This is a genomic window from Mycobacterium sp. NPDC003323, assembly GCF_053589535.1.
The window spans coordinates 123,309-143,454 of the sequence record NZ_JBSFSB010000009.1 but is presented as its reverse complement, the minus strand read 5'-3'; the positions used below and the strand labels follow the sequence as shown (position 1 = coordinate 143,454).

Here is a 20,146-nt window from a genome sequence, read left to right as displayed (position 1 = left end):
CGACGCACATTTATCGTGGTCACGTGACCAGCCCTGCGCTACCGGTGTTCGCTGATGTCGACACCGGAGTGGACGACGCGATGGCGCTGGCCTATCTGCTGGCCAGTCCCGACGCCGAGCTGGTGGGCATCGCCTCGACGGCGGGCAACGTGCCTGCCGAGCAGGTGAGCATCAACAACCTGGCGCTGCTGGATCTGTTCGGCGCCGGCGACATCCCGGTGTCCACCGGCGCCGAGGCGCCCCTGAGCATCGCACTGCGTACCTGTGAGGACACCCACGGCCCCGAGGGGCTGGGCTACGCCGAGCTGCCCGCCTGCGATCGCGTGATCACCCGGTATGACGCCGCCGAGGCCTGGGTGCGCGCTGCCCGCGCCCACCCCGGCGAGCTCATCGGCCTGGCCACGGGCCCGCTGACCAACCTCGCGCTGGCCCTGCGCCTGGAACCGGCATTGCCCAAACTGTTGCGCCGACTGGTGATCATGGGCGGCGCCTTCGATTACCGCGGCAACACCACACCGGTGGCCGAATGGAACACCCACGTGGACCCGGAGGCCGCCGCCGAGGTGTTCGCGGTATGGGGTGCGGCCTGGGGACTGAGCACACCGTCGCATCTACCGATCGTGCTGGGGCTCAACGTCACCGAACGCGTCGCCCTGACACCGTCCATCCTGAGCCGGCTGGCCGCGGCGGCGGGTGCGCCGTCGGCGCCGCTGAGCGTGCTCGACGATCGCGGCACACGCTCGACATCGGCCAATCCGGTGATCCGCGCGCTCGAAGATGCGATGCGGTTCTACTTCGAATTCCACTTCGACCAGGGCGAGGGGTATCTGGCGCATCTGCATGATCCGCTGGCCGCGGCGGTCGCCCTGGACCCGGAGTTGGTGCGGTGCCGACCGGCCACCATCGACGTCGAGCTGACCGGCACCCTGACCCGCGCCATGACGGTGGTGGACTGGCGTGGCCACTGGGGCCGAGAGAACAACGCGCACATCGGCATCGAGGTCGATCCGGCGGTGTTCTTCGACCGGTTCATCGAGCGGGTCGGTCCGTTCGTGGCTCGTCATTCGTAGATACCCTCGACGTACCACTGGCGCTGGCGGTAGCACAGCAGCATGGCCTGCCCGGCCTCGACCAACACCTGAGCCCGTGCGGTCCGGCCGGACCGCTGGGCCGGATCCCACCACCGTTCGTCGACCGGCCAGGGTCCCGCCCACCAGGAGAGCTCCCCACCATGACCGCTCGATTCCACCCGCACCGGGTCGGCCGAGAACATGCCCCGGTGGGTCACACGCACCGGGTTTCCCTGTGCGTCAAGTACTTCCACGGGGTCGTCGAGCAACACCGCGGGCGAGGGTTCGGGTAGCTGTCCCGGCCATGGCTGACCCGGGTCGAACCGCGGAACCGGCTCATCACCCAGCGCGGTGAAGGTGATGCGTTCGGCGGGCCCGCGGCCACCGCTGAGCACGGGCACCTGAACCGCCTCCGGTCCCAGCAGTCCCTGCACCCGCACCAGCGCCCGGCGGGCCCGCATCCGGTCGTCGTCACCGGAGGACCCCCACAGCGGAAGCTGCAACGCCCCGGCCGACACCACCTCGACCGGATGCAGCCGCAACACCGTGATCGGCCCGGTGGGCCCGGCGGAATCGGTCCTGATGGCCCGCCGGGTCAACCAGCCATCCAACTGCCAGCGCACCCGGTCGGCGGTGGCATCCTCGGTGAGCGGTTCGGCGCATCGCCAGACCCGGTTCAGCTCTTCGCCATTGGCGGTGACGGCCTGGATGGACAACCGGGTGCAGCCGACGCCGGCACCCTCCAGGTTGCGATGCAGTTCCCCAGCCAGGGCGCGCCCGGCGAACGCGGCGGCGTCCACCCGGTCGATCGGCGGGTCGCAGTGGTACACCGCATCCAGGTCCGGGGGCAGTTCCCGGCCCGACGGGCCGCGATCGGCATCACCGCGGGCGAATCGATGCGCTCGAAGGGCATCCGCGCCGAACCGCGAGGACACATCGGTGCGCGACAGTTCGGCGAACTGCCCGATGGTGCGTATTCCCATGCGCCACAGCAGATCGGCGAGCTCTTGCCGATCCGCCCCGGCAAGGCTCGGCTCGGCGGCCAATTGCCGGATGGACAGCCCGGACAGAAACGATGCGTCCCGCCCCGGCTCGACGATGCATCCCGCCTTGGCGGCGAACACCGCGGTGGCCAGCTGATCGGCGATACCGGTCTGACATTCGGCACCGGCCGCGGCGACCGCGTCGACCAACCGTTCGGCGGCCGCCTGCTCGGACCCGAAATAGCGCGCGGCACCGCGCACCGAGACCGCCAGCAGCCCCGGTCGCAGTACCTCGGCCCGCGGTACCACCTCGTCCACCGCGGCGGTCACGCCCTCGAAATGACGGGCATCACCGGCGGGATCGGCGGTGGCGACATGCAGTTGCGGGCACCGCGACTGCGCCTCCCGGCGGCGCAACCCCCGACGCACCCCGGCCGCCCGCGCCGCCGCCGAGCAGGCGATGACCCGATTGGCCAGCGTGACCGCCACCGGGTCGGTGGCACCCAGCCCGGCCGTGGTCGCGGCGGCCACCGCAGGCCAGTCCATGCACCACAGCGCCAGAACCCGCGACATCGCTAGCCGCCGACGGCTATCCGGGGCTGCCCGGGAACGCGGCCGCGGGAACGGGTGGCCAGCCGGACCCGGGAGATCCGTCCGCGCCCGGGCACCGGTCCGTCCGCGCCCGTGCCGGCCATCTCGTAACCGCAGACCCTGGCATCCAACCGGGCCGATGCCCCCTGCCAGTCCCCGCCGGTGATCAGCAGCGTGCAGCCCTTCTGCCGAGCCCGGGCGGTCACGGCCCTGGCCCGGCTCATCGGCACGGATCGACCGCCCAGCGCCAGCACCACCAGATCCAGACCGTCCAACAGGACGGCGGCCACCTCGACCGGGTCGGGGCCCGGATCGGGGATGACCGCCACCCGGCTCAGGTCCGCACCCATCTCGACGGCGGCCAGCAGGCCGATATCGGGTTGCCCGACGATCGCCACGTGCTGCCCCGCGGCGGTGGCCGCGGCGATCATCTGCAATCCCAACGACCGGGCACCCGACAGCACCGCCACCGTCCCCTTGTCCAACATCGGCAACGACCCCGTATCGGGCACGAGCGGCGGTTCGGCATGCTCCAGCAAAGTTTTCGGCGGACGTGCGGGAGGATCCGTCGGCATCCCCCGGGAACCCCCGGCATCCATCTTGGCGGACACTTCGGCTATCCTGCGGCGTAGCTGTTCTACCTGCTCAGCACGGTCTTTGCGGCGCTGCTCCAGGTTCATGGCCGCTGTCACAGCAGCACCTCCAGCATCATCCGAAACGGCCATTTTTCGAACGTATGTTCGATCGCTCGAGTAAACACCTCACCGAGGTCAGCGTCAAGCGGCGCCGGGGATCTCCGGGTGCTGAGACCACGCTGGCGCACGAAATGGGCGGCCATCCATAAGGGAATGCAGCGATACCGGCACTGCGTTACAGTTTCTGACACCAGATCCCGACGGAATGGGACTGCTGCACACGGTTTTCGCAGACCACGCGCCGACCGAAGAAGTACCTCGATGAGAAAAGGAAAAGGACCGAAAGAAATGGCACAAACGCTTCTGCGTCGTAAGGTTTCGGCTGCGATTGGCGGTGCCGCCATCCTCGCGATGATCGGCTTCACCGCGGCGTGCAGCAGCGACAGCGACCAGCCCGAAGAGTCGACCACCACCACGACCACGACCGAGCCGACGGTTTCTCCGACCGAGAAGTCGATCAACCCCGGCGGCGGCGTCTTCACCCCGCCGGTCACGGCCCCGCAGCCGACGTTCGACCCGTCGCAGAACGACTGACCGTCACCGAGGAGGGCGGGTCCGGATCGCAATTCGGACTCGCCCTTACTCGCGTCTGAGACCCGAGTTGAGCACCGTGATCAATCGCAAGCTCCTGGCGGCGCTTCTGGTGAGCGCCACGGTGATCGCTGTCGTCGTGGCGGTGCTCGACCATGACCGCGGCAAGGACAACCTGATCGAGGGTCCCTACGCATCGCTGCTGGAGGCCTCGACCGATCTGGGGCCCGCGCGCGAGCAACGCATCGAGTTCACCGCCAGCCTCACCGAGAAGGACGAGCCGTCGGCGTTCATCGACTGGGCGCATGACCAGGCCCTGGATGTCCAGTGGCGCCCCGGTGACGACTGGGCCATCGTCGAGGGCTCCCCCGCCGCCGTGGAACAAGCCTTCGACGTCTCCGTACGCGACTACCGCGGCCGGCGCGGGCAGTACTTCTACGCCTCGCCCCAACAACCGCTGGTACCCGAGCATCTGCGCCACGAGGTGGCCGAGATCGGCCGGATCCTCAGCTACACACCGCATCACATGTCGCGCCCGGATCACATCCGGACCGACGTCCCGGCCCAGGGGCTGACGCCTGCGGCGCTGTTGAACACCTACAACGCAGACGAACTCGCCGCGGCCGGTTTCACGGGCAAGGGAACCACCATCGTCATCTTTGCCTTCGACGGATTCAATCAATCCGATCTGGACAAATTCAGCTCGACTTTCGGATTACCGCAATTCACACCGGAAATCGTCGGCGGAATGCCGGGAGAAACCCGCGGAGAATTGTCGATGGATCTGCAAGTGGCGCACGCCATTGCCCCCGATGCCCGCAAGGTCGTGGTGAATGCCCATCCCACCGTCGAGGGCGGGGGTGGCTATCGCAAGATCGGCGAGATGCTCGAGGACACCGACCGACGGTTCCCGGGCGCCGTGTGGAGCTTCTCCATCGGGTGGGGTTGCGACAAACTGATCACCGCCGCCGATCTGGCCCCGGTGCGCGCCGCCCTGCGCGCGGCACACGCCCGGGGCACCACCGCCTACAACGCCAGCGGCGACCTCGCCGGCATGGAATGCCGCGGCGGCCAGGATTGGTCCTCACCGCCGAGCGCACAGGACATCGGCCTCGACTCGATCGCCTCGCTGCCCGAGATGACCAGCGTGGGCGGCACCACGCTGTCCACCGACGAACGCGGCGGCTGGATCTCGGAGCAGACCTGGTTCGACGTCCCACTGTCCCAGGGCACCGGAGGGGGCGTCTCGCATCTGTTCGACCTCCCGCCCTGGCAGCGCAGCGTGACCGGGTCGGTCGCCCCCGAACGCAATATCGGCAAGCGCATGACGCCCGATGTCGCCGCCGTGGCCGACCCGTTCACCGGCGTCAAGATCGTGCTCAACGACCAGTTCATCACCGGCGGCGGCACCTCCCAGTCGGCCCCCATCTGGGCGGCCCTGACCGCCGTGATGAACCAGTGGTTGCTCGAGAATGACGGCGCCTTGATCGGTGACATCAACCCGCTGCTGTATCGCATCGCCCAGGGTGCGCCCCGGCCGGCCTTCCGCGATGTCACCCTGGGCGGCAACGCCGTCGACGTCGCAGGCCCCGGCTACGACCTGGTCACCGGACTGGGCACCCCCGATGTGGACAACCTGGTCCGCAATCTCCAGATCGCACAGAAGGTTCAGGCCGGATGAGCGCACCCACCGCCCCCGCCCCCGGATGGGTGGAATGCCCGGTCTGCCGGGTGGACGTCCCGGCCGGCGAGTTCTGCGGCCTGTGCGGCGTTCCGCTCGCCGAGCACCGCAGCGGTGACGGCCCACACTGGCTGCGGGCCCGCGCCTTCAGCGCCGCACCCGGTCAGCGCCTGCTCGCACCGGCTTTGACCAGTTCGCTGTTCCCGCATCTGTCGCCGCGGTCGCGCAAGGTTTTCCTGATGGGGTTGGCGCTGTTGGCCATCGCCCTGACGGTGGCCACCCTGCTGCGCATGCCGGCGGCCCTCATCACGGTCGCCTCGCTCGGCCTGCCGCTTTTGTTCGCGCTCTACATCCGCGAATCCGGTGTGGCCCGTGACATTCCGCGCTCGGCACTGATGCTGACGGTCGGGCTCGGTATCGCCCTCGGCATCGGCTGGGTCCTGCTGACCGGTGCGGCGGTGGCCCGCGCCTACGGTGTGCCACTGGGCGCCGGGGTGGTCGGCGCCCGGATCCTGCGCGACGGTATCGGCATCCCGCTGGGCAGTCTGCTGCTGATGCTGGTGCCCGCCGTTGCCGCGCGGCTGGCGTGGCGCGGTGACCGGGAATCGTTGGACGGCTATGCGATCGGCGCGCTGGGTGCGGTGACGTTCACCGCCGCGGCCACCCTGACGCGGCTGGCACCGCAGTTCACGCTCGGCATCGTCAACCGCACCCGCCCGCTGGACGGCCTGTTGGTCGAGGCGGGGATCCGCGGTATCGCGATGCCGCTGAGCGCGGCGGCGATCGGTGGTCTGATCGGTATCGCGCTGTGGTTCACCCGGCCACCGAGCAAGGTCACCCGCAACCGCGGTGTGGTGCGCGGGATCCTGGTGTTGTTCGCGCTGATCGTCACCGCCGTCTATCTCGGACTGGGCCTGGTCGGGGTGGCACGGTTCCCCCAATTCCTGCAACTGGCCGCTTATCTGGTGCTCGCGGCGATCGCGCTGTTCGCGTTGCGCATCGGCCTGCAGCTGGCGCTGCTCAACGAGGCACAGGACGAGATCCGGCCCGATGAGCCGATGCTGTGCACCGAGTGCAACCACATCGTGCCGGATGCGCCGTTCTGCGCCCGGTGCGGTGCGGCCATGCACGCCTCCTCCCGGCGATCACGCCGGACCCGACGCGAGGAACGACCGATCCGCCTGGAGGAGAAACCCGCCGACGGTGAGATCGTGGTCGGCCTCATTCCCGGATATTCGTTGTACGCCGGGGATTTCACCGCCACCGAACCGCCCAAGACCTCGTTCCGCAAGGTGGCGCTGGTCCTGGGGATCGTGATCATCGCGGTGGCCGGCGCACTGGTCGGGCTGTCGGGCCTGATCACCAAACCCACCCCGCGCTACGCCTGCCCACCGGACTGCGGCACCCCGCCCATGGGCCGCGGCGTCGAGATCAACCCGCGCTTCACGTCCGCCGACGGCGCCTTCTCGGTGTCCTATCCGGTGGAGAACTCCGCCTATCAGATCACCAAGAACGACAACGGGATCACCGCGGTACTGCAGGCCGGCGACGGCGGCACCATGCAGCTGTTCAGCGAGCCCGCCGCCGGGCGGACGCCGGAGCAGATCGCGGTCGACCTGGTGAACAAGACCTTCCCGGACACCAAGACCGCCTACCAGATCCCCAACACCATGGTCGGCTACCAGCTGGGCTACGGCATGGCCGCCGACTACTGGCCCCAGGGCGCGATGAGCAGCTCGGCGCGCATGCGCATCATCGTGATGGTTGCGGTGAAGAACGATCTGGCGCTCATCGCGGGCGCGGTCGGGCCCTACCGCGCGTTCGGCCCCGACTTCGGTTCCGGCAAGCCGTCGGCGGCCAACCTGCAACTGGCACTCGACATGGGCAAATACGTCAACAGTTTCAGCTGGCGCGGCGACCCTCCGCGCTGACCCTTCCCGCGAGCAGACACAAACTCCCCCTTTTGAGACCCAAAAAGGCGAGTTTGTGTCTGCTCGCCGAGAGATGGCGGCCACACAACTCCAAATGTTGACATTGACAAATGTCACCAATCAAAGGTGTACTCGACGAATGCCGATACCGGAGGATCGCCCACCCGCCCGTGGATCGCTGCGCTCGCGCGGGGCCGCCGCACTGAGCCACGCCACCCTGCGGCAGATCAGCGCGATACTGCCGCCCGAACAGGCGTGGGGGCTGTGGGCGTCACGCCAGATCATCGCCCGCGTCATGGACACCTTCGGCCCGTCGATGTCGGGCACCCGGGTCGAGCACGTCGATGTCCGACTATCCGACGGTCGACGCCTCGTCGGCGAATGGGTGCGCGCCGACCGCAATACCGACACCGACTCGGCCATCTACTACCTGCACGGCAGTGGATTCGCGCTGTGTTCGCCGCGCACGCACCGGCGGCTGACCGCCTGGCTGTCCCGGCTCACCGGCCTGCCGGTGTTCTGCGTGGACTACCGGTTGGCTCCGCGGTACCGATTCCCCACCGCGGCAGACGATGTCCGTGCCGGGTGGGACTTCCTGTGCACCGAACACGGCCTGTCACCCGAACGCATGGTCATCGCCGGCGATTCGGCCGGCGGGCATCTCGCGGTGGACCTGCTACTGCAACCCGATGTGCCTCATCCGGCCGGTGTGGCCCTGTTCTCCCCGCTGATCGACCTGAGCTTCGGGCTTGCCCGCGCCCGCGAGGCACTGCGCCTGGACCCGGCGATCCGGGTGTCCGACGCCGCCCGTCTGGTCGGATTGTACAGCGCCGGAGCCGATCTCACCGATCCGCGGCTGACGCTCGACGTGGCGGGTGGGCGCGCGCTGCCGCCGACGCTGATCCAGGCCGGCGGTGCCGAGATGCTGCTCGCCGACGCCCGGCAACTGGCCGCCGACATCACCACCGCCGGCGGCAACTGTGAGCTCGAGGTGTGGCCCGACCAGGTACACGTCTTCCAGGCCCTACCCAAGCTGTCACCCGAAGCCGTCCCCGCCATGCGCCGGGTCAAGCACTTCATCGCACAATCCCTGCAGCACAATGTGATCGAGCAGGTGGCCGGATGATCCCGTTCACCCGCACCCGCCGCAGCCGCAACGCCGACGCCGTCGTCACCGGCGCGGGCAGCGGTATCGGCGCCGCATTCGCCCTCGAGCTCGCCGCCCGGGGCGGTCGGGTGGTCTGCAGCGACATCAACGGTGATGCCGCGCAGGCCACCGCAACGGCCATCACCACCGGCGGCGGCGAGGCGACCGCCGTCGCTTGCGATGTCTCCCGCGCCGAGGAGGTCGCGGCCCTCGCCGAGGCGGCCCAGGACTGGTTCGGCGGTGCGCCCACACTGGTGATCAACAACGCCGGTGTCGGCGCCGGCGGCACCCCCATCGGCGATATCAGCCTCGATGATTGGCAGTGGGTGCTCGGGGTGAACCTGTGGGGCCCGATCCACGGCTGCCATGTCTTCACCCCCATCCTGCGCGCCGACGACACCGGCCGCCCGCGCGGCATCATCAACGTCGCCTCGGCGGCCGCGTTCGGCGCCGCCCCGGGAATGGCCGCCTACAACGTGAGCAAGGCCGGCACACTGTCGCTTTCCGAGACTCTGTCCGCCGAGCTCACCGGCACCGGCATCAACGTGACGGCGCTGTGCCCGACCTTCGTCAAGACCAATATCGTGTCCTCCGGACGCATCACCGAGGGCTCCACCCAGCTGGCCGACACCCTGATGCGCTGGACCGGGTTCTCCGCGCGCAAGGTCGCCCGGATGTGCCTGGACACCAACGATCGCGGCGGCCTGTACTGCATGCCGCAACCGGATGCCCGGATCGGCTGGGGCATCAAACGTTTCACCCCGACGGTGTACACCCGCGCCGTCGGCCTCACCACCCGCATCACGGCACCCTAGGAGGCCCGACGATGGCACTGGACATGGACGTCATGCTCGCCAAGATCAAGGACCGGCAGTGGGCGCTGGCCGATATCGACTGGGACGCTCCGGGCGCGGAAACCATCAGCGACGAATTCCGGCCCAAGCTCAAGGCCTTCATGGCCGACCTGTGCTGGATCGAGAACGTCGGCGCCCGCGGCTTCGCCGCACTGGCCAAGAAGGCGCCGACACCGACGCTGGCCGAGATCTACCGCTACTTCCACGCCGAGGAACAGCGGCACGCCAATGCCGAACTGGCCCTGATGAAGCGGTGGGGCATGCTCGAAGACGGCGAGATGCCCGAACCGAACGTCAACATCCGCCTGGCCATCGACTGGCTGGACACCTACGCCGACGACATGTCGTTGTCGGTGCTGGGCACCGTCATCCCGATGCTGGAGGTGGCACTGGACGGCGCCCTGCTGAAGTTCCTGCTCGACGAGGTCGAGGACCCGGTCTGCCACCAGGTGTTCGAGAAGATCAACAATGACGAATCCCGGCACATCGCCGTCGATTTCGAGGTCCTCAACATGATCGGTCATGCGAAGGCACGCAGGCTGGCCATCGACTTCGTCGGCAGCGTGGCCTCCCCGGGGCTGATCATCGGCATGATCATCTACGTCCCGTTGCTCAACCGGATGCGTAACAACATCGTGGACATGGGTCTGGAACCGGAGCGCCTGTACAAGGCGATGATGCGGTTCAAGGAACTCGGCGGGCGTGCCGAGCACACCTGGAAGGTGCCCACCTACCAATTGCTCAAGCTGCATTCGCGGATGGTGGTCAACGACCGGAACCCCTACCACTGGGTGGCCAATCCGATGGTCGCGGCATCGGACTACCTGCCCAAGGCACTGCTGAAGCCCATCCCTTCCTGGTTCAAGGAACTGACCTACAAGCCGGCGGCCTGACATGGCAGCGGCACGCATCCACGACACCGTCATCGTCGGCGCGGGGTTCAGCGGTATCGGCACGGCGATCAAGCTGGCCGAGGCCGGGACCGACGACGTCGTCATCGTCGAGCGCAGCGACCGCGTCGGTGGGACGTGGCGGGACAACACCTATCCGGGTGCGGCATGCGATATCCCGTCGCTGTTGTACTCGTACTCGTTCGCCAAGAACCCCGACTGGTCGCGGGCCTATTCACCGGCCGACGAGATCTGCGCTCATATCGAGCAGATGGTCGACGACCACAACCTGCGCCACCGCATCCACTTCGGAACCGAGGTCACCGGCTTGACCTTCGACGAGGATGCCGGCGTCTGGACGGTGCAGACCAAGGGCCGCAAACAGCTCAAGGCCCGCACCGTGGTGCTGGCCTCCGGGCCGTTGAGCGACCACAAGTTCCCCGACATCCGCGGTCTGGACAGCTATCAGGGACACAAGATCCACAGCGCCCGTTGGGATCACGACTACGACTTCACCGGCAAGCGGGTAGCCGTGATCGGCACCGGTGCCAGCGCCGTGCAGATCGTCCCGGAACTGGTCAAGCAGGCCGGCTTCGTGAAGGTCTTCCAGCGCACCCCCGGCTGGGTGGTGCCGCGGATGGACATCGCCACCCCGGCGGCGGCCAAGGCGTTGTTCGCGAACGTGCCCGCCGCCCAGGAACTGGCCCGGCAGGTGCTGTACTGGGGTCACGAGGTCACCGCCACGGCGCTGGTCTGGGACACCCCGCTGACCGGACTGGTGTCGCGACTCGGCAAGGCGCACCTGCGCCGGCAGGTCAAGGATCCGTGGCTGCGCCGCCAACTCACCCCCGACTTCACCCCCGGCTGCAAGCGCATGCTCATCTCCAGCGATTACTACCCGGCGTTGCAGAAGGACAACTGCAAGCTCATCGACTGGCCCATCGCGACCATCAGCCCGGTCGGCATCCGCACCAGTGACGGTATCGAGCACCACCTCGACGCCATCGTCTTCGCCACCGGCTATGACGTGCACCTGTCGGGCCCGCCGTTCCCGGTCACCGGGCTGGGCGGCCGGTCGCTGGCCGACGAGTGGGCGGCCGGCGCCCAGGCCTACAAGAGCATCCAGGCGCACGGCTACCCGAATCTGTTCATGATGACCGGCCCCAACTCCGGTCCCGGCCACAACTCGCTGCTGGTCTACTCCGAAGGTCAGATCGACTACGCGGTCAACGCGATCGGCACCATCCTGCGCGACGATCTGCGCTATCTCGATGTCCGCGCCGACGTCCAGGCCCGGCACAACGCCGATCTGCAACGCCGACTGCGCCGAACCACCTGGATGAGCGGATGCAACAGTTGGTATCTGACCGCCGACGGTTTCAACGCGTCGATGTACCCCGGGTTCGCCACGCAGTATCTTCGACAGATGCGGGAATTCAGATTCGGTGACTACACGGCCGTCGCGCACGACGCACGGGTGACGGCCCTGTCGTCGGCCTGATCATGGCGGTCATCTGATGGGTACGGCCAGGCCACCCCGGCAACCGGCAGGCGCGATCTCGACGATCCTGACGGGGTTGCGCCGGGCGCCCCGTCAGATCCGCCGCAGCTCGCGCGATGTCGTCGAGAACGCGGTGACCCAGCTCTTCGACGCGGCCGTGCAGCCGCACGGCGCCGCGGCTTCGGGCGAATACCGCATCGAGGAACTGGCGCAACTGGCCGGCACCACCACCCGCAACATCCGGGTCTACCGCGACCGCGGCCTGCTGCACCCGCCGCTGCGGGTGGGCCGTATCGCGCTGTTCAACGACACCCATCTGACCCGGCTGCGGCTGATCACCTCGCTGCTGGATCGCGGTTACAACATCGCCCACGTGCACGAGATGCTCTCGGCGTGGGAGCAAGGCAAGGGCGTCGGTGATCTGCTCGGACTGGAATCGGCCATCGCGGGCAGTTGGGCCACCGAGAAGCCGGAACGGATGAGCGTTGCCGAGGCCAAGCGCCTCGTCGACGACGAACCCGGGTTCGAACGGATGGTGGGCCTGGGCGTCATCAAGCTCGAAGACGGCGAGGCTGTCGTGGTGCGGCCCAAGCTCATCGAGGCGTTCAACGAGATCCGACAGTACGGCGTCGCCCCGGACAAGCTGATCGGATTGCACGAGCAGATCGCGCCGTTGGTCGACCAGATCAGCGGGCTGCTGGTGCAGGCGGGTATCGAGGAGGTGCTGCACCGCATCAATCCGGGCGCGGCGCTGCCTGCCGACACCGAGATCGCCGAATTGCTCACCATGTTGGTGCGCTTCCGCACCCAGGCGGTATCGGCCGTGTCGGCGACGCTGGCGTTCTCGATCGAGTCCACCATCGAGTCGGCGGTCGGGCAGATCCTCGCCGACCTCATCGACAAAGAGGTCGAGCAGGACGGCTAGCTCTCAGCGGGTCACCAACAACTCGTGATCCCCTGTCCGCCAGGCCTGCTCGAAGACGTCCAGGCTGACCTGTTCACCGCGGGTGTCCTCGCCGCCGCTGTCGCCGAGGTAGACGATGTCGTTCGGAACGTCCACGGCGGCGACGGTGATCAGGTGACCGCAACCGGTTCGGTCCCCCTCGGTGTCCCAGATGATCTTGGAGTTCACACAGACGATGGCCTGCCGGTCGTCGTTCAGATAGTCCAGCAGCGCATCCATCCCGGTGTCCGGCCCGCCGTCGGCCGCCACATCGTCATTGGTGTAGTCGGCGTCGATGCCGAACTGGTCGAGCAGCAACAGCAGATCGGTGGTGCAGGTGCCGTGCCCGACACCACCATCGGTTGGGTCGATGCTCTCGTCATAGACGGGTTCGCCGGGGCTGCACTCGCTGGGCGTGCCCGCGGCCAGGTCGATGATCTCGCGTTCGGTCGGCGGGTCGCCGGTGATCTCGCCGATCACCATCCGGGTCGCCATCAATCCGCAGTCCCCTTCGGACTGCTCGGCCCAGTACCGGGTCGCCGCCTCGGGGTCACCGTAGATGCCGTCGGCCGGTTCGGGGTTTCCCGCAGGCGCGACGGTGCGCTCTTGTTCCTTGATCCGCACCTCCGCGGGCCGACTGACCCGTGGATCGCACCCCGAATGCGGTTGCGCGACAACCGTACCGGCGGGCTCGGCCACCGGGTGCCCGGTGTCGGTCGAGCAGCCCGTCGCCCACAGCGCCAGCGCCGCAAGCACGGCAGCGCCGTTGCGCACGCAATTATTGATCACGGCGGCAAATTATCAGATCCGCCGCCGCGGGTGCGGACGTTTCAGGCGCCGGGTCGGCGCGGATCGACGTGGCTTCAGCCTGGATGCGCCCAGTTCACCGCGACTGCAGTGACGTGCATCCGCACGGCCCGATCACATACCTGAGTTCAGTGTTGCCGCGGTTCGCGCTACGAGACTGAAGCCACGTAGGTCACTCCCACTCGATGGTGCCCGGCGGCTTGCTCGTCACGTCCAGCACCACCCGGTTGACCTCAGGCACCTCGTTGGTGATGCGCGTCGAGATCCGCTCCAGCACCTCATAGGGCACCCGGGTCCAGTCGGCGGTCATGGCGTCCTCGCTGGAGACCGGGCGCAGCACGATCGGGTGACCGTAGGTGCGGCCGTCGCCCTGCACGCCCACCGAGCGCACATCTGCCAGCAGCACCACCGGGCACTGCCAGATCTGGTGATCCAGTCCGGCCGAGGTCAGCTCCTCGCGGGCGATGGCGTCGGCGCGGCGCAGCGTGTCCAGGCGCGAGGCCGTCACCTCACCGACGATGCGGATGCCCAGACCGGGTCCCGGGAACGGTTGGCGTGCAACGATATCCTCCGGCAGCCCGAGTTCGCGGCCGACGGCACGCACCTCGTCCTTGAACAACAGGCGCAATGGTTCCACGAGCTTGAACTTGAGATCGTCGGGCAGACCGCCGACGTTGTGGTGGCTCTTGATGTTGGCGGTGCCCGAACCGCCGCCGGATTCCACGACATCCGGGTACAGGGTGCCTTGCACCAGGAAGTCCACGTCGCCGCCGGACACGTCGACCGCATCGCGGACCGCACCCTCGAACGCCCGGATGAACTCCCGACCGATGATCTTGCGCTTGCCCTCGGGGTTGGTCACCCCGCTCAATGCCTCCAGGAAGCGGTCGGCGACGTCGACGGTGACCAGCTTGGCGCCGGTGGCGGCGACGAAGTCACGTTGCACCTGGGCGCGCTCCCCCGCCCGCAACAGGCCGTGGTCGACGAACACGCAGGTCAGTCGGTCCCCGATGGCGCGTTGCACGAGCGCCGCGGCCACCGCGGAGTCCACCCCGCCGGACAGCCCGCAGATCGCGCGGCCGTCACCGATCTGCTCGCGCACCGCGGCGATGAGCTGTTCGGCGATGTTCGCCGGTGTCCAGCCCGCGCCGATACCGGCGAACTCGTGCAGGAAGCGGCTGAGCACCTGCTGGCCGTGCGGTGAGTGCAGCACCTCGGGGTGGTACTGGACACCGGCCAGGCGGCGCTGCCGGTTCTCGAAGGCCGCCACCGGCGCACCGGCGCTGGCCGCGACGACCTCGAATCCGTCGGGCGCCTCGGTGACGGCGTCACCGTGGCTCATCCAGACCGGCTGGATGCCGGGCAGTTCGGAATGCAGCTCTCCGCCAGAAACTTTCAGCTCGGTGCGGCCGTACTCACTGGTGCCGGTGTGCGCGACGGTGCCGCCGAGCGCCTGGGCCATGGCCTGGAAGCCGTAGCAGATGCCGAAGACCGGCAGGTCCAGGTCGAACAGAGCCGGATCCAGTCGCGGGGCGCCGTCGGCGTAGACGCTGGACGGCCCACCCGAGAGCACGATGGCCTGCGGATCGCGGGCCTTGATCTCCTCGACGGTCGCGGTGTGCGGAATCACCTCGGAGAACACCCGCGCCTCCCGGACGCGACGCGCGATCAGCTGCGCGTACTGCGCGCCGAAGTCGATGACGAGAACGGGGCGTGTCGAGGCTGGTTCCACCCGCGACAGTCTAGTGGTCAGGTCCCGAACAGCCGGTCCCCGGCGTCACCGAGGCCGGGGACGATATAGCCGTGCTCGTCGAGCTGGCGGTCCACGGCGGCGGCGTACACCGGGATGTCCGGGTGCGCCCCGTGCAGGGCCGCGAGCCCCTCCGGGCAGGTCAGCAGGCAGACGAACTTGATCGAGCGCGGCTGATGTTCCTTGAGCCGGTCGATGGCGGCGATGGCGGTGTGACCGGTGGCCAGCATCGGATCGACCACCACGACATCGCGTTCATGCAGGTCGTTGGGGACCTTGAAGTAGTACTCGACGGCGACGTGGGTCTTCGGGTCGCGGTACAGACCGATGTGGCCGACGCGGGCGCTGGGCACCAGGCCCAGCATGCCGTCGAGGATGCCGCCGCCGGCGCGCAGGATCGAGACGAACACCAGCTTCTTGCCGTCGATCACCTTGGCTGTCATCGTCTCCAGCGGCGTCTCGATCTGCTCGTCGTGCAGCGGGATGTCCCGCAGCACCTCATAGGCCATCAGCGCGGAAACCTCGCTGACCAGACGCCGGAAACTGTTGGTGGACACGTCCTTGCGCCGCAACGTGTTCAGTTTGTGGGTGACCAGCGGGTGATCGATCACGGTAACCGCGGGAGCCGGGGTCAATGGCGTTCCTTTCCCATCAGAAGACGGTGCCGTCGCTGAGCACGCTCAACGGTGGTAGCCCGCCGCGCAACCGCTGTGCCAGTTCCCGGCCCGCGGCCCAGGTTCCACCCTCCAGCACACAGGCCAACGGCAGCCGATCGGCATCCAGTCCGAAACGTCCGCGCACTCCGACGGCCAGTTCGTCGAGCAACGCCACGGTCAACGCCCGCCATTCAACCACCAGTTCATCGCCCGCGGCCCAGCTGCGCGCGGCCCAGCCCGGGTCGCGCAGGCGCAGAACACCGGCGTCCAGCAGCAGTCCGCCGTTGCGGTACTCGGGCAGTCCGGTCAGTGCATCGATACCGGTCACCCGCACGCCGGAGGACTCGAACGGTTCCAGCAGCGAGTAGCTCAGCCACTGCGACAGTTTGTGGAACGGCATCCAGCCCGCGGTGGCGCCCGGCCCGGTCACCGCGTCGTGGCGCCAGCAGTCCCCGAGCGGTTCCCCGTCGAGCACGTTGTCGGCCAACCATATTCGCGACAGCGATGTCAGCAGCACGGTCAGGATGTCGTGCGCGGCGACGGTCGGGGCCGCAGGATCAGGCACCAGCGTGTCGTACATGCCGCCCGGCCGGGCGGGTTCGCCGAACACATCGGGCTGGTCGGCCAGCGCCGCACCGAGTCGGCGCAGCACATCGATGCGGCCCTCGAAACCGACGAGTGGATTGTCCGGGCCGACCTGCATCGCCGCGGCCAGCCGGTCGGGGTCCAGGCCGGTCAGACCGGCGGCATCGGCCTGCAGCGGGCGGGCCGGATCCGAGGAGAACACCCCGGCGGTGAACGCGTGCCAGCTGGCCACGCCGAGGCCCTCCGACCGGGTGAACGTCTGACCGGACTGCGCCTCGCGGTAGCGCCAGTCCGGACCGGCGCCGGCGTCCAGCAACACGCTGACCACGGCCAGGTCGATCAGGGTGCGCGCCCGGCCAGGGCCGGTCGATGCGTCGAGGTCGAGGCTGCGATGCACTCCGCCGGCCTCGAAGTGCCGCCAGCGACTGTGGAACGGGATGACCAGATCCGGGAAGCGCCGCACCGTCAGGTCGGCCACCTGCGCGGCGGCCCCGGCCAGCGCGTCATCGTCCACCGTGAACCAGGTCGAATCACCGTGGCGGGCCCGGGCCAACAATTGCCCGGCCCGCGACCGGATCTCGGTGGTGCTGCGCAACACGGCGGCCGGGTGTGCCGCCACCGTCACGTCAGCCCCCGACCGACCGTCTTCTTCAGGTCTTCGACATCGGGCACCGGACCCGGGGTGAAATAGCCGGCGGCCATCTTGGCGTCGATCTCGACGCGGGCATCGGCCGGGATGAGCTCGTCGGGAATGTTGACCCGCTCCCCCACCGCGATCCCCGAGCCGGTGATGGCGTCGTACTTCATGTTGCTCATCGACACCAGCCGGTGGATGCGGGTGATGCCCAGCCAGTGCAGGACGTCGGGCATCAACTCCTGGAAACGCATGTCCTGCACGCCGGCAACGCATTCCGTGCGTGCGAAGTACTGATCGGCGGTGTCCCCACCGGTTTGGCGTTTGCGGGCGTTGTACACCAAAAACTTGGTGACCTCGCCCAGCGCGCGACCTTCCTTGCGCGAGTAGGCCACCAGCCCGACCCCGCCGCGCTGGGTCCCGGCGATGCACTCCTCGATGGCGTGGGTGAGATAGGGCCGGCAGGTGCAGATGTCGGACCCGAAGACGTCCGAGCCGTTGCATTCGTCGTGCACGCGGGCGGTGAGTTCGACCTCGGGATCGGCCAGGTCGCGCGGGTCACCGAAGATGTAGACGGTCTGACCACCGATGGGCGGCAGGAAGACCTCCAGGTCACCGCGGGTGACCAGCTCGGGATACATGCCGCCGGTCTCCTCGAACAGCGCACGGCGCAGCGCCGCCTCGGTGCACCCGAACCGCGCGGCCACGCCGGGCAGGTACCACACGGGTTCGACGGCGACCTTGGTCACCACCGCCGCGCCGCCGGACAGCAGCACCCGGCCGTCGGCGTGCAGACGGCCGTTGCGCATCGCGTCGGCGACCTCGGGCAGCAGGACGTGCGCCTTGGTGATCGCGATGGTGGGCCGGATGTCGCGGTCGGCGGCCATTTCGGCGGCGAACACATCGGCGACGGCGGCACCCCAGGGATCCAGGCTGACGATGAGTTCGGGATCCCGCCATTGCGGGTGCGGTCCGATGACATCGGTGGGCGCGGTGTCGGTGAGGTCCGCGCGATGCTGCGGGGACAGCGTCCCGGCGGCCACGGCCAGCGCCCGGTACACGCCGTAGGAGCCGCTGTGCGTGCCGATGACGTTGCGGTGCGCCCGGTTACCGGTGGTCCCGACGATGGGCCCGCGCTCGGCGGGGCTCGGCGCGCCCCAGCGGATGGGCGGGGCCAGCGGGCCGCCACTGTGCGAGGTCAGCCGGATATGCCGCGCGGCCGTGCGATCCGTGCCAGTGCCCACGCCGGACCTCCTCAGACGAACGCGCAATTCGGGTGACAGCGTTGTCCCCCGGATTGTATCAGCGGGTCGGGCTCGGCACCGGACAAGCGAATATCACGGTCCGGCAACATCATTGGGAGATGATCGGGGCGCAGGTGTGGAATTCGTGACGTCGGGGTACTACCTGCTCGCAGCCTGCCCCCAGATCGTGAGAGGAGCGAGGGGTGACCAATCCCAAGCCCACCACCACCGATGCCGGTATCCCGGTTCCCAGCGACGAGCACTCCCTGACCATCGGCCCGGACGGCCCGATCCTGCTGCAGGATCACTACCTCATCGAGCAGATGGCCAACTTCAATCGCGAGCGGATCCCGGAGCGGCAGCCACATGCCAAGGGCGGCGGCGCCTTTGGTCACTTCGAGGTGACCCGCGATGTGAGCGCGTACACCAAGGCCGCGGTGTTCCAGCCGGGTGCGAAAACCGAGACGCTGACCCGCTTCTCGACAGTCGCCGGCGAGCGCGGCAGCCCGGACACCTGGCGCGACCCCCGCGGATTCGCGGTCAAGTTCTACACCCCCGACGGCAACTTCGACATGGTCGGCAACAACACCCCGGTGTTCTTCATCCGCGACCCGCTCAAGTTCCAGCACTTCATCCGCTCGCAGAAGCGTCGCGCCGCCAACAATCTGCGCGACCATGACATGCAGTGGGACTTCTGGACGCTGTCCCCGGAGTCGGCGCATCAGGTGACCTGGCTGATGGGTGACCGCGGGATCCCGCGTACCTGGCGGCACATGAACGGCTACTCCAGCCACACCTACAGCTGGATCAATGCCGCCGGCGAGATCTTCTGGGTCAAGTACCACTTCAAGTCCGACCAGGGCATCGAGTTCTACACCCAGGACGAGGGCGACGAGATGGCCGGCAAGGACGGCGACGCCCACCAGCGCGACCTGTTCGACGCGATCGAGCGCGGCGACTTCCCGAGTTGGACGCTCAAGATGCAGATCATGCCGTTCGAGGATGCCAAGGACTACCGGTTCAACCCGTTCGACCTGACCAAGGTGTGGCCGCACGCCGACTATCCGCTGATCGACGTCGGCAAGCTGACGCTGAACCGCAATGTCACCGACTATCACGCCGAGATGGAGCAGGCCGCGTTCGAACCGAACAACGCGGTGCCAGGCACCGGGCTGAGCCCGGACAAGATGCTGCTGGCCCGTGGCTTCTCCTACTCCGACGCACATCGTGCCCGGCTCGGGGTGAACTACCGCCAGATCCCGGTGAACACCCCCAAGACCGAGGTGCACAGCTACTCCAAGGACGGCGCGATGCGGATCAACAACGTCACCGATCCGGTGTATGCGCCCAATTCCTATGGCGGCCCGGCGGCCGACCCGGCCCGCACCGCGGAGCCGCTGTGGCACGCCGACGGGGACATGGTGCGTGCGGCCTACAGCCTGCACGCCGAGGACGACGACTGGGGTCAGGCCGGCACGCTGGTGCGCGATGTGCTCGACGACGCGGCGCGCGACCGGCTGGTGTCCAACATCGCCGGACACCTCTCCGACGGGGTGTCCGATCCGGTGCTGCAGCGCGCCTTCGAATACTGGCGCAATGTGGACAAGGACCTCGGCGACCGCATCGAGGCAGCCGTCAAATAGCCGCTGACGG

The 20,146-nt window shown here is 68.3% G+C and carries 17 protein-coding genes; 10 read left to right on the top strand and 7 right to left on the bottom strand.

Translation table 11 applies throughout. The features are described 5' to 3' along the window. The first annotated feature begins 23 nt into the window (after window positions 1–23). Window positions 24–1,070, top strand: coding sequence for a nucleoside hydrolase (locus ACWDUN_RS20280; protein ID WP_449931818.1), 1,047 nt, complete (start codon window positions 24–26; stop codon window positions 1,068–1,070). On the opposite strand, the gene ACWDUN_RS20275 is transcribed toward ACWDUN_RS20280, so the two are convergent. Both ACWDUN_RS20275 and ACWDUN_RS20270 read right to left on the bottom strand, forming a co-directional pair. Further along, the gene (locus ACWDUN_RS20275) at window positions 1,061–2,626 is read right to left on the bottom strand and encodes a DNA polymerase Y family protein (protein WP_449931817.1); all 1,566 of its coding nucleotides are present in this window, start codon (window positions 2,624–2,626) and stop codon (window positions 1,061–1,063) included. The two genes, ACWDUN_RS20280 and ACWDUN_RS20275, sit on opposite strands and share 10 nt — an antisense overlap. 2 nt (window positions 2,627–2,628) lie before the next feature. Beyond that, window positions 2,629–3,336 (bottom strand): hypothetical protein, encoded by a 708-nt coding sequence (locus tag ACWDUN_RS20270; RefSeq protein WP_449931815.1) that lies wholly within the window; start codon window positions 3,334–3,336, stop codon window positions 2,629–2,631. Window positions 3,337–3,627: 291 nt separating this feature from the next. On the opposite strand from ACWDUN_RS20270, the gene ACWDUN_RS20265 reads away from it, so the two are divergent. The 8 genes from ACWDUN_RS20265 (at window position 3,628) to ACWDUN_RS20230 (ending at window position 12,799) form a co-directional block, all read left to right on the top strand. Then, entirely contained in the window at window positions 3,628–3,873 is a 246-nt protein-coding gene (locus tag ACWDUN_RS20265; RefSeq protein WP_449931813.1) for a hypothetical protein, read from the top strand. Between the two features lie 76 nt (window positions 3,874–3,949). Further along, window positions 3,950–5,551, top strand: coding sequence for a S53 family peptidase (locus ACWDUN_RS20260; protein WP_449931811.1), 1,602 nt, complete (start codon window positions 3,950–3,952; stop codon window positions 5,549–5,551). Next, window positions 5,548–7,482, top strand: a complete 1,935-nt coding sequence (locus tag ACWDUN_RS20255; protein ID WP_449931809.1) for a zinc ribbon domain-containing protein — start codon at window positions 5,548–5,550, stop codon at window positions 7,480–7,482. Before ACWDUN_RS20260 ends, ACWDUN_RS20255 begins: the two co-directional genes overlap by 4 nt. 139 nt (window positions 7,483–7,621) lie before the next feature. Beyond that, entirely contained in the window at window positions 7,622–8,608 is a 987-nt protein-coding gene (locus tag ACWDUN_RS20250) for an alpha/beta hydrolase (RefSeq protein ID WP_449931807.1), read from the top strand. After that, window positions 8,605–9,444, top strand: a complete 840-nt coding sequence (locus ACWDUN_RS20245) for an SDR family NAD(P)-dependent oxidoreductase (protein ID WP_449931805.1) — start codon at window positions 8,605–8,607, stop codon at window positions 9,442–9,444. Before ACWDUN_RS20250 ends, ACWDUN_RS20245 begins: the two co-directional genes overlap by 4 nt. A gap of 11 nt (window positions 9,445–9,455) precedes the next feature. Further along, window positions 9,456–10,376 carry a ferritin-like domain-containing protein gene (locus ACWDUN_RS20240; RefSeq protein ID WP_449931803.1) on the top strand — a complete coding sequence of 307 codons (921 nt, stop codon included), beginning with the start codon at window positions 9,456–9,458 and terminating at the stop codon, window positions 10,374–10,376. Window position 10,377: 1 nt separating this feature from the next. After that, on the top strand, window positions 10,378–11,874 hold the full coding sequence (locus tag ACWDUN_RS20235; RefSeq protein ID WP_449931801.1) for a flavin-containing monooxygenase: 1,497 nt from the start codon (window positions 10,378–10,380) through the stop codon (window positions 11,872–11,874). A 16-nt stretch (window positions 11,875–11,890) separates the two neighbouring features. Next, window positions 11,891–12,799 (top strand): MerR family transcriptional regulator, encoded by a 909-nt coding sequence (locus ACWDUN_RS20230; protein WP_449931799.1) that lies wholly within the window; start codon window positions 11,891–11,893, stop codon window positions 12,797–12,799. Window positions 12,800–12,802: 3 nt separating this feature from the next. Here ACWDUN_RS20230 and ACWDUN_RS20225 read toward each other — a convergent pair whose 3' ends face one another. The 5 genes from ACWDUN_RS20225 to ACWDUN_RS20205 all read right to left on the bottom strand — a co-directional run bounded on the left by ACWDUN_RS20225 (window position 12,803) and on the right by ACWDUN_RS20205 (window position 18,493). Further along, window positions 12,803–13,606: a C39 family peptidase gene (locus ACWDUN_RS20225; RefSeq protein WP_449931797.1), complete on the bottom strand. Its 804-nt coding sequence runs from the start codon at window positions 13,604–13,606 to the stop codon at window positions 12,803–12,805. Between the two features lie 190 nt (window positions 13,607–13,796). Then, a complete protein-coding gene (gene guaA / locus ACWDUN_RS20220; RefSeq protein ID WP_449931857.1) occupies window positions 13,797–15,377 on the bottom strand; it encodes a glutamine-hydrolyzing GMP synthase in 1,581 nt (526 codons plus the stop codon). Continuing rightward, on the bottom strand, window positions 15,374–16,009 hold the full coding sequence (gene upp, locus ACWDUN_RS20215) for a uracil phosphoribosyltransferase (RefSeq protein ID WP_449931795.1): 636 nt from the start codon (window positions 16,007–16,009) through the stop codon (window positions 15,374–15,376). Before upp ends, guaA begins: the two co-directional genes overlap by 4 nt. 16 nt (window positions 16,010–16,025) lie before the next feature. Continuing rightward, window positions 16,026–17,240 (bottom strand): URC4/urg3 family protein, encoded by a 1,215-nt coding sequence (locus ACWDUN_RS20210; RefSeq protein WP_449931793.1) that lies wholly within the window; start codon window positions 17,238–17,240, stop codon window positions 16,026–16,028. Continuing rightward, window positions 17,237–18,493 carry a GTP cyclohydrolase II gene (locus ACWDUN_RS20205; RefSeq protein WP_449931791.1) on the bottom strand — a complete coding sequence of 419 codons (1,257 nt, stop codon included), beginning with the start codon at window positions 18,491–18,493 and terminating at the stop codon, window positions 17,237–17,239. Before ACWDUN_RS20205 ends, ACWDUN_RS20210 begins: the two co-directional genes overlap by 4 nt. 203 nt (window positions 18,494–18,696) lie before the next feature. On the opposite strand from ACWDUN_RS20205, the gene ACWDUN_RS20200 reads away from it, so the two are divergent. Next, window positions 18,697–20,136 (top strand): catalase, encoded by a 1,440-nt coding sequence (locus ACWDUN_RS20200; RefSeq protein WP_449931789.1) that lies wholly within the window; start codon window positions 18,697–18,699, stop codon window positions 20,134–20,136. Window positions 20,137–20,146: the final 10 nt, after the last annotated feature.

Bases quoted from the DNA above. Each gene is read 5' to 3' on its own strand.
- ACWDUN_RS20265 (WP_449931813.1), top strand. From the start codon at position 3,628: ATGGCACAAACGCTTCTGCGTCGTAAGGTTTCGGCTGCGATTGGCGGT.
- ACWDUN_RS20230 (WP_449931799.1), top strand. From the start codon at position 11,891: ATGGGTACGGCCAGGCCACCCCGGCAACCGGCAGGCGCGATCTCGACG.
- ACWDUN_RS20275 (WP_449931817.1), bottom strand. From the start codon at position 2,626: ATGTCGCGGGTTCTGGCGCTGTGGTGCATGGACTGGCCTGCGGTGGCC.
- ACWDUN_RS20255 (WP_449931809.1), top strand. From the start codon at position 5,548: ATGAGCGCACCCACCGCCCCCGCCCCCGGATGGGTGGAATGCCCGGTC.
- ACWDUN_RS20245 (WP_449931805.1), top strand. From the start codon at position 8,605: ATGATCCCGTTCACCCGCACCCGCCGCAGCCGCAACGCCGACGCCGTC.
- ACWDUN_RS20240 (WP_449931803.1), top strand. From the start codon at position 9,456: ATGGCACTGGACATGGACGTCATGCTCGCCAAGATCAAGGACCGGCAG.
- ACWDUN_RS20250 (WP_449931807.1), top strand. From the start codon at position 7,622: ATGCCGATACCGGAGGATCGCCCACCCGCCCGTGGATCGCTGCGCTCG.
- ACWDUN_RS20235 (WP_449931801.1), top strand. From the start codon at position 10,378: ATGGCAGCGGCACGCATCCACGACACCGTCATCGTCGGCGCGGGGTTC.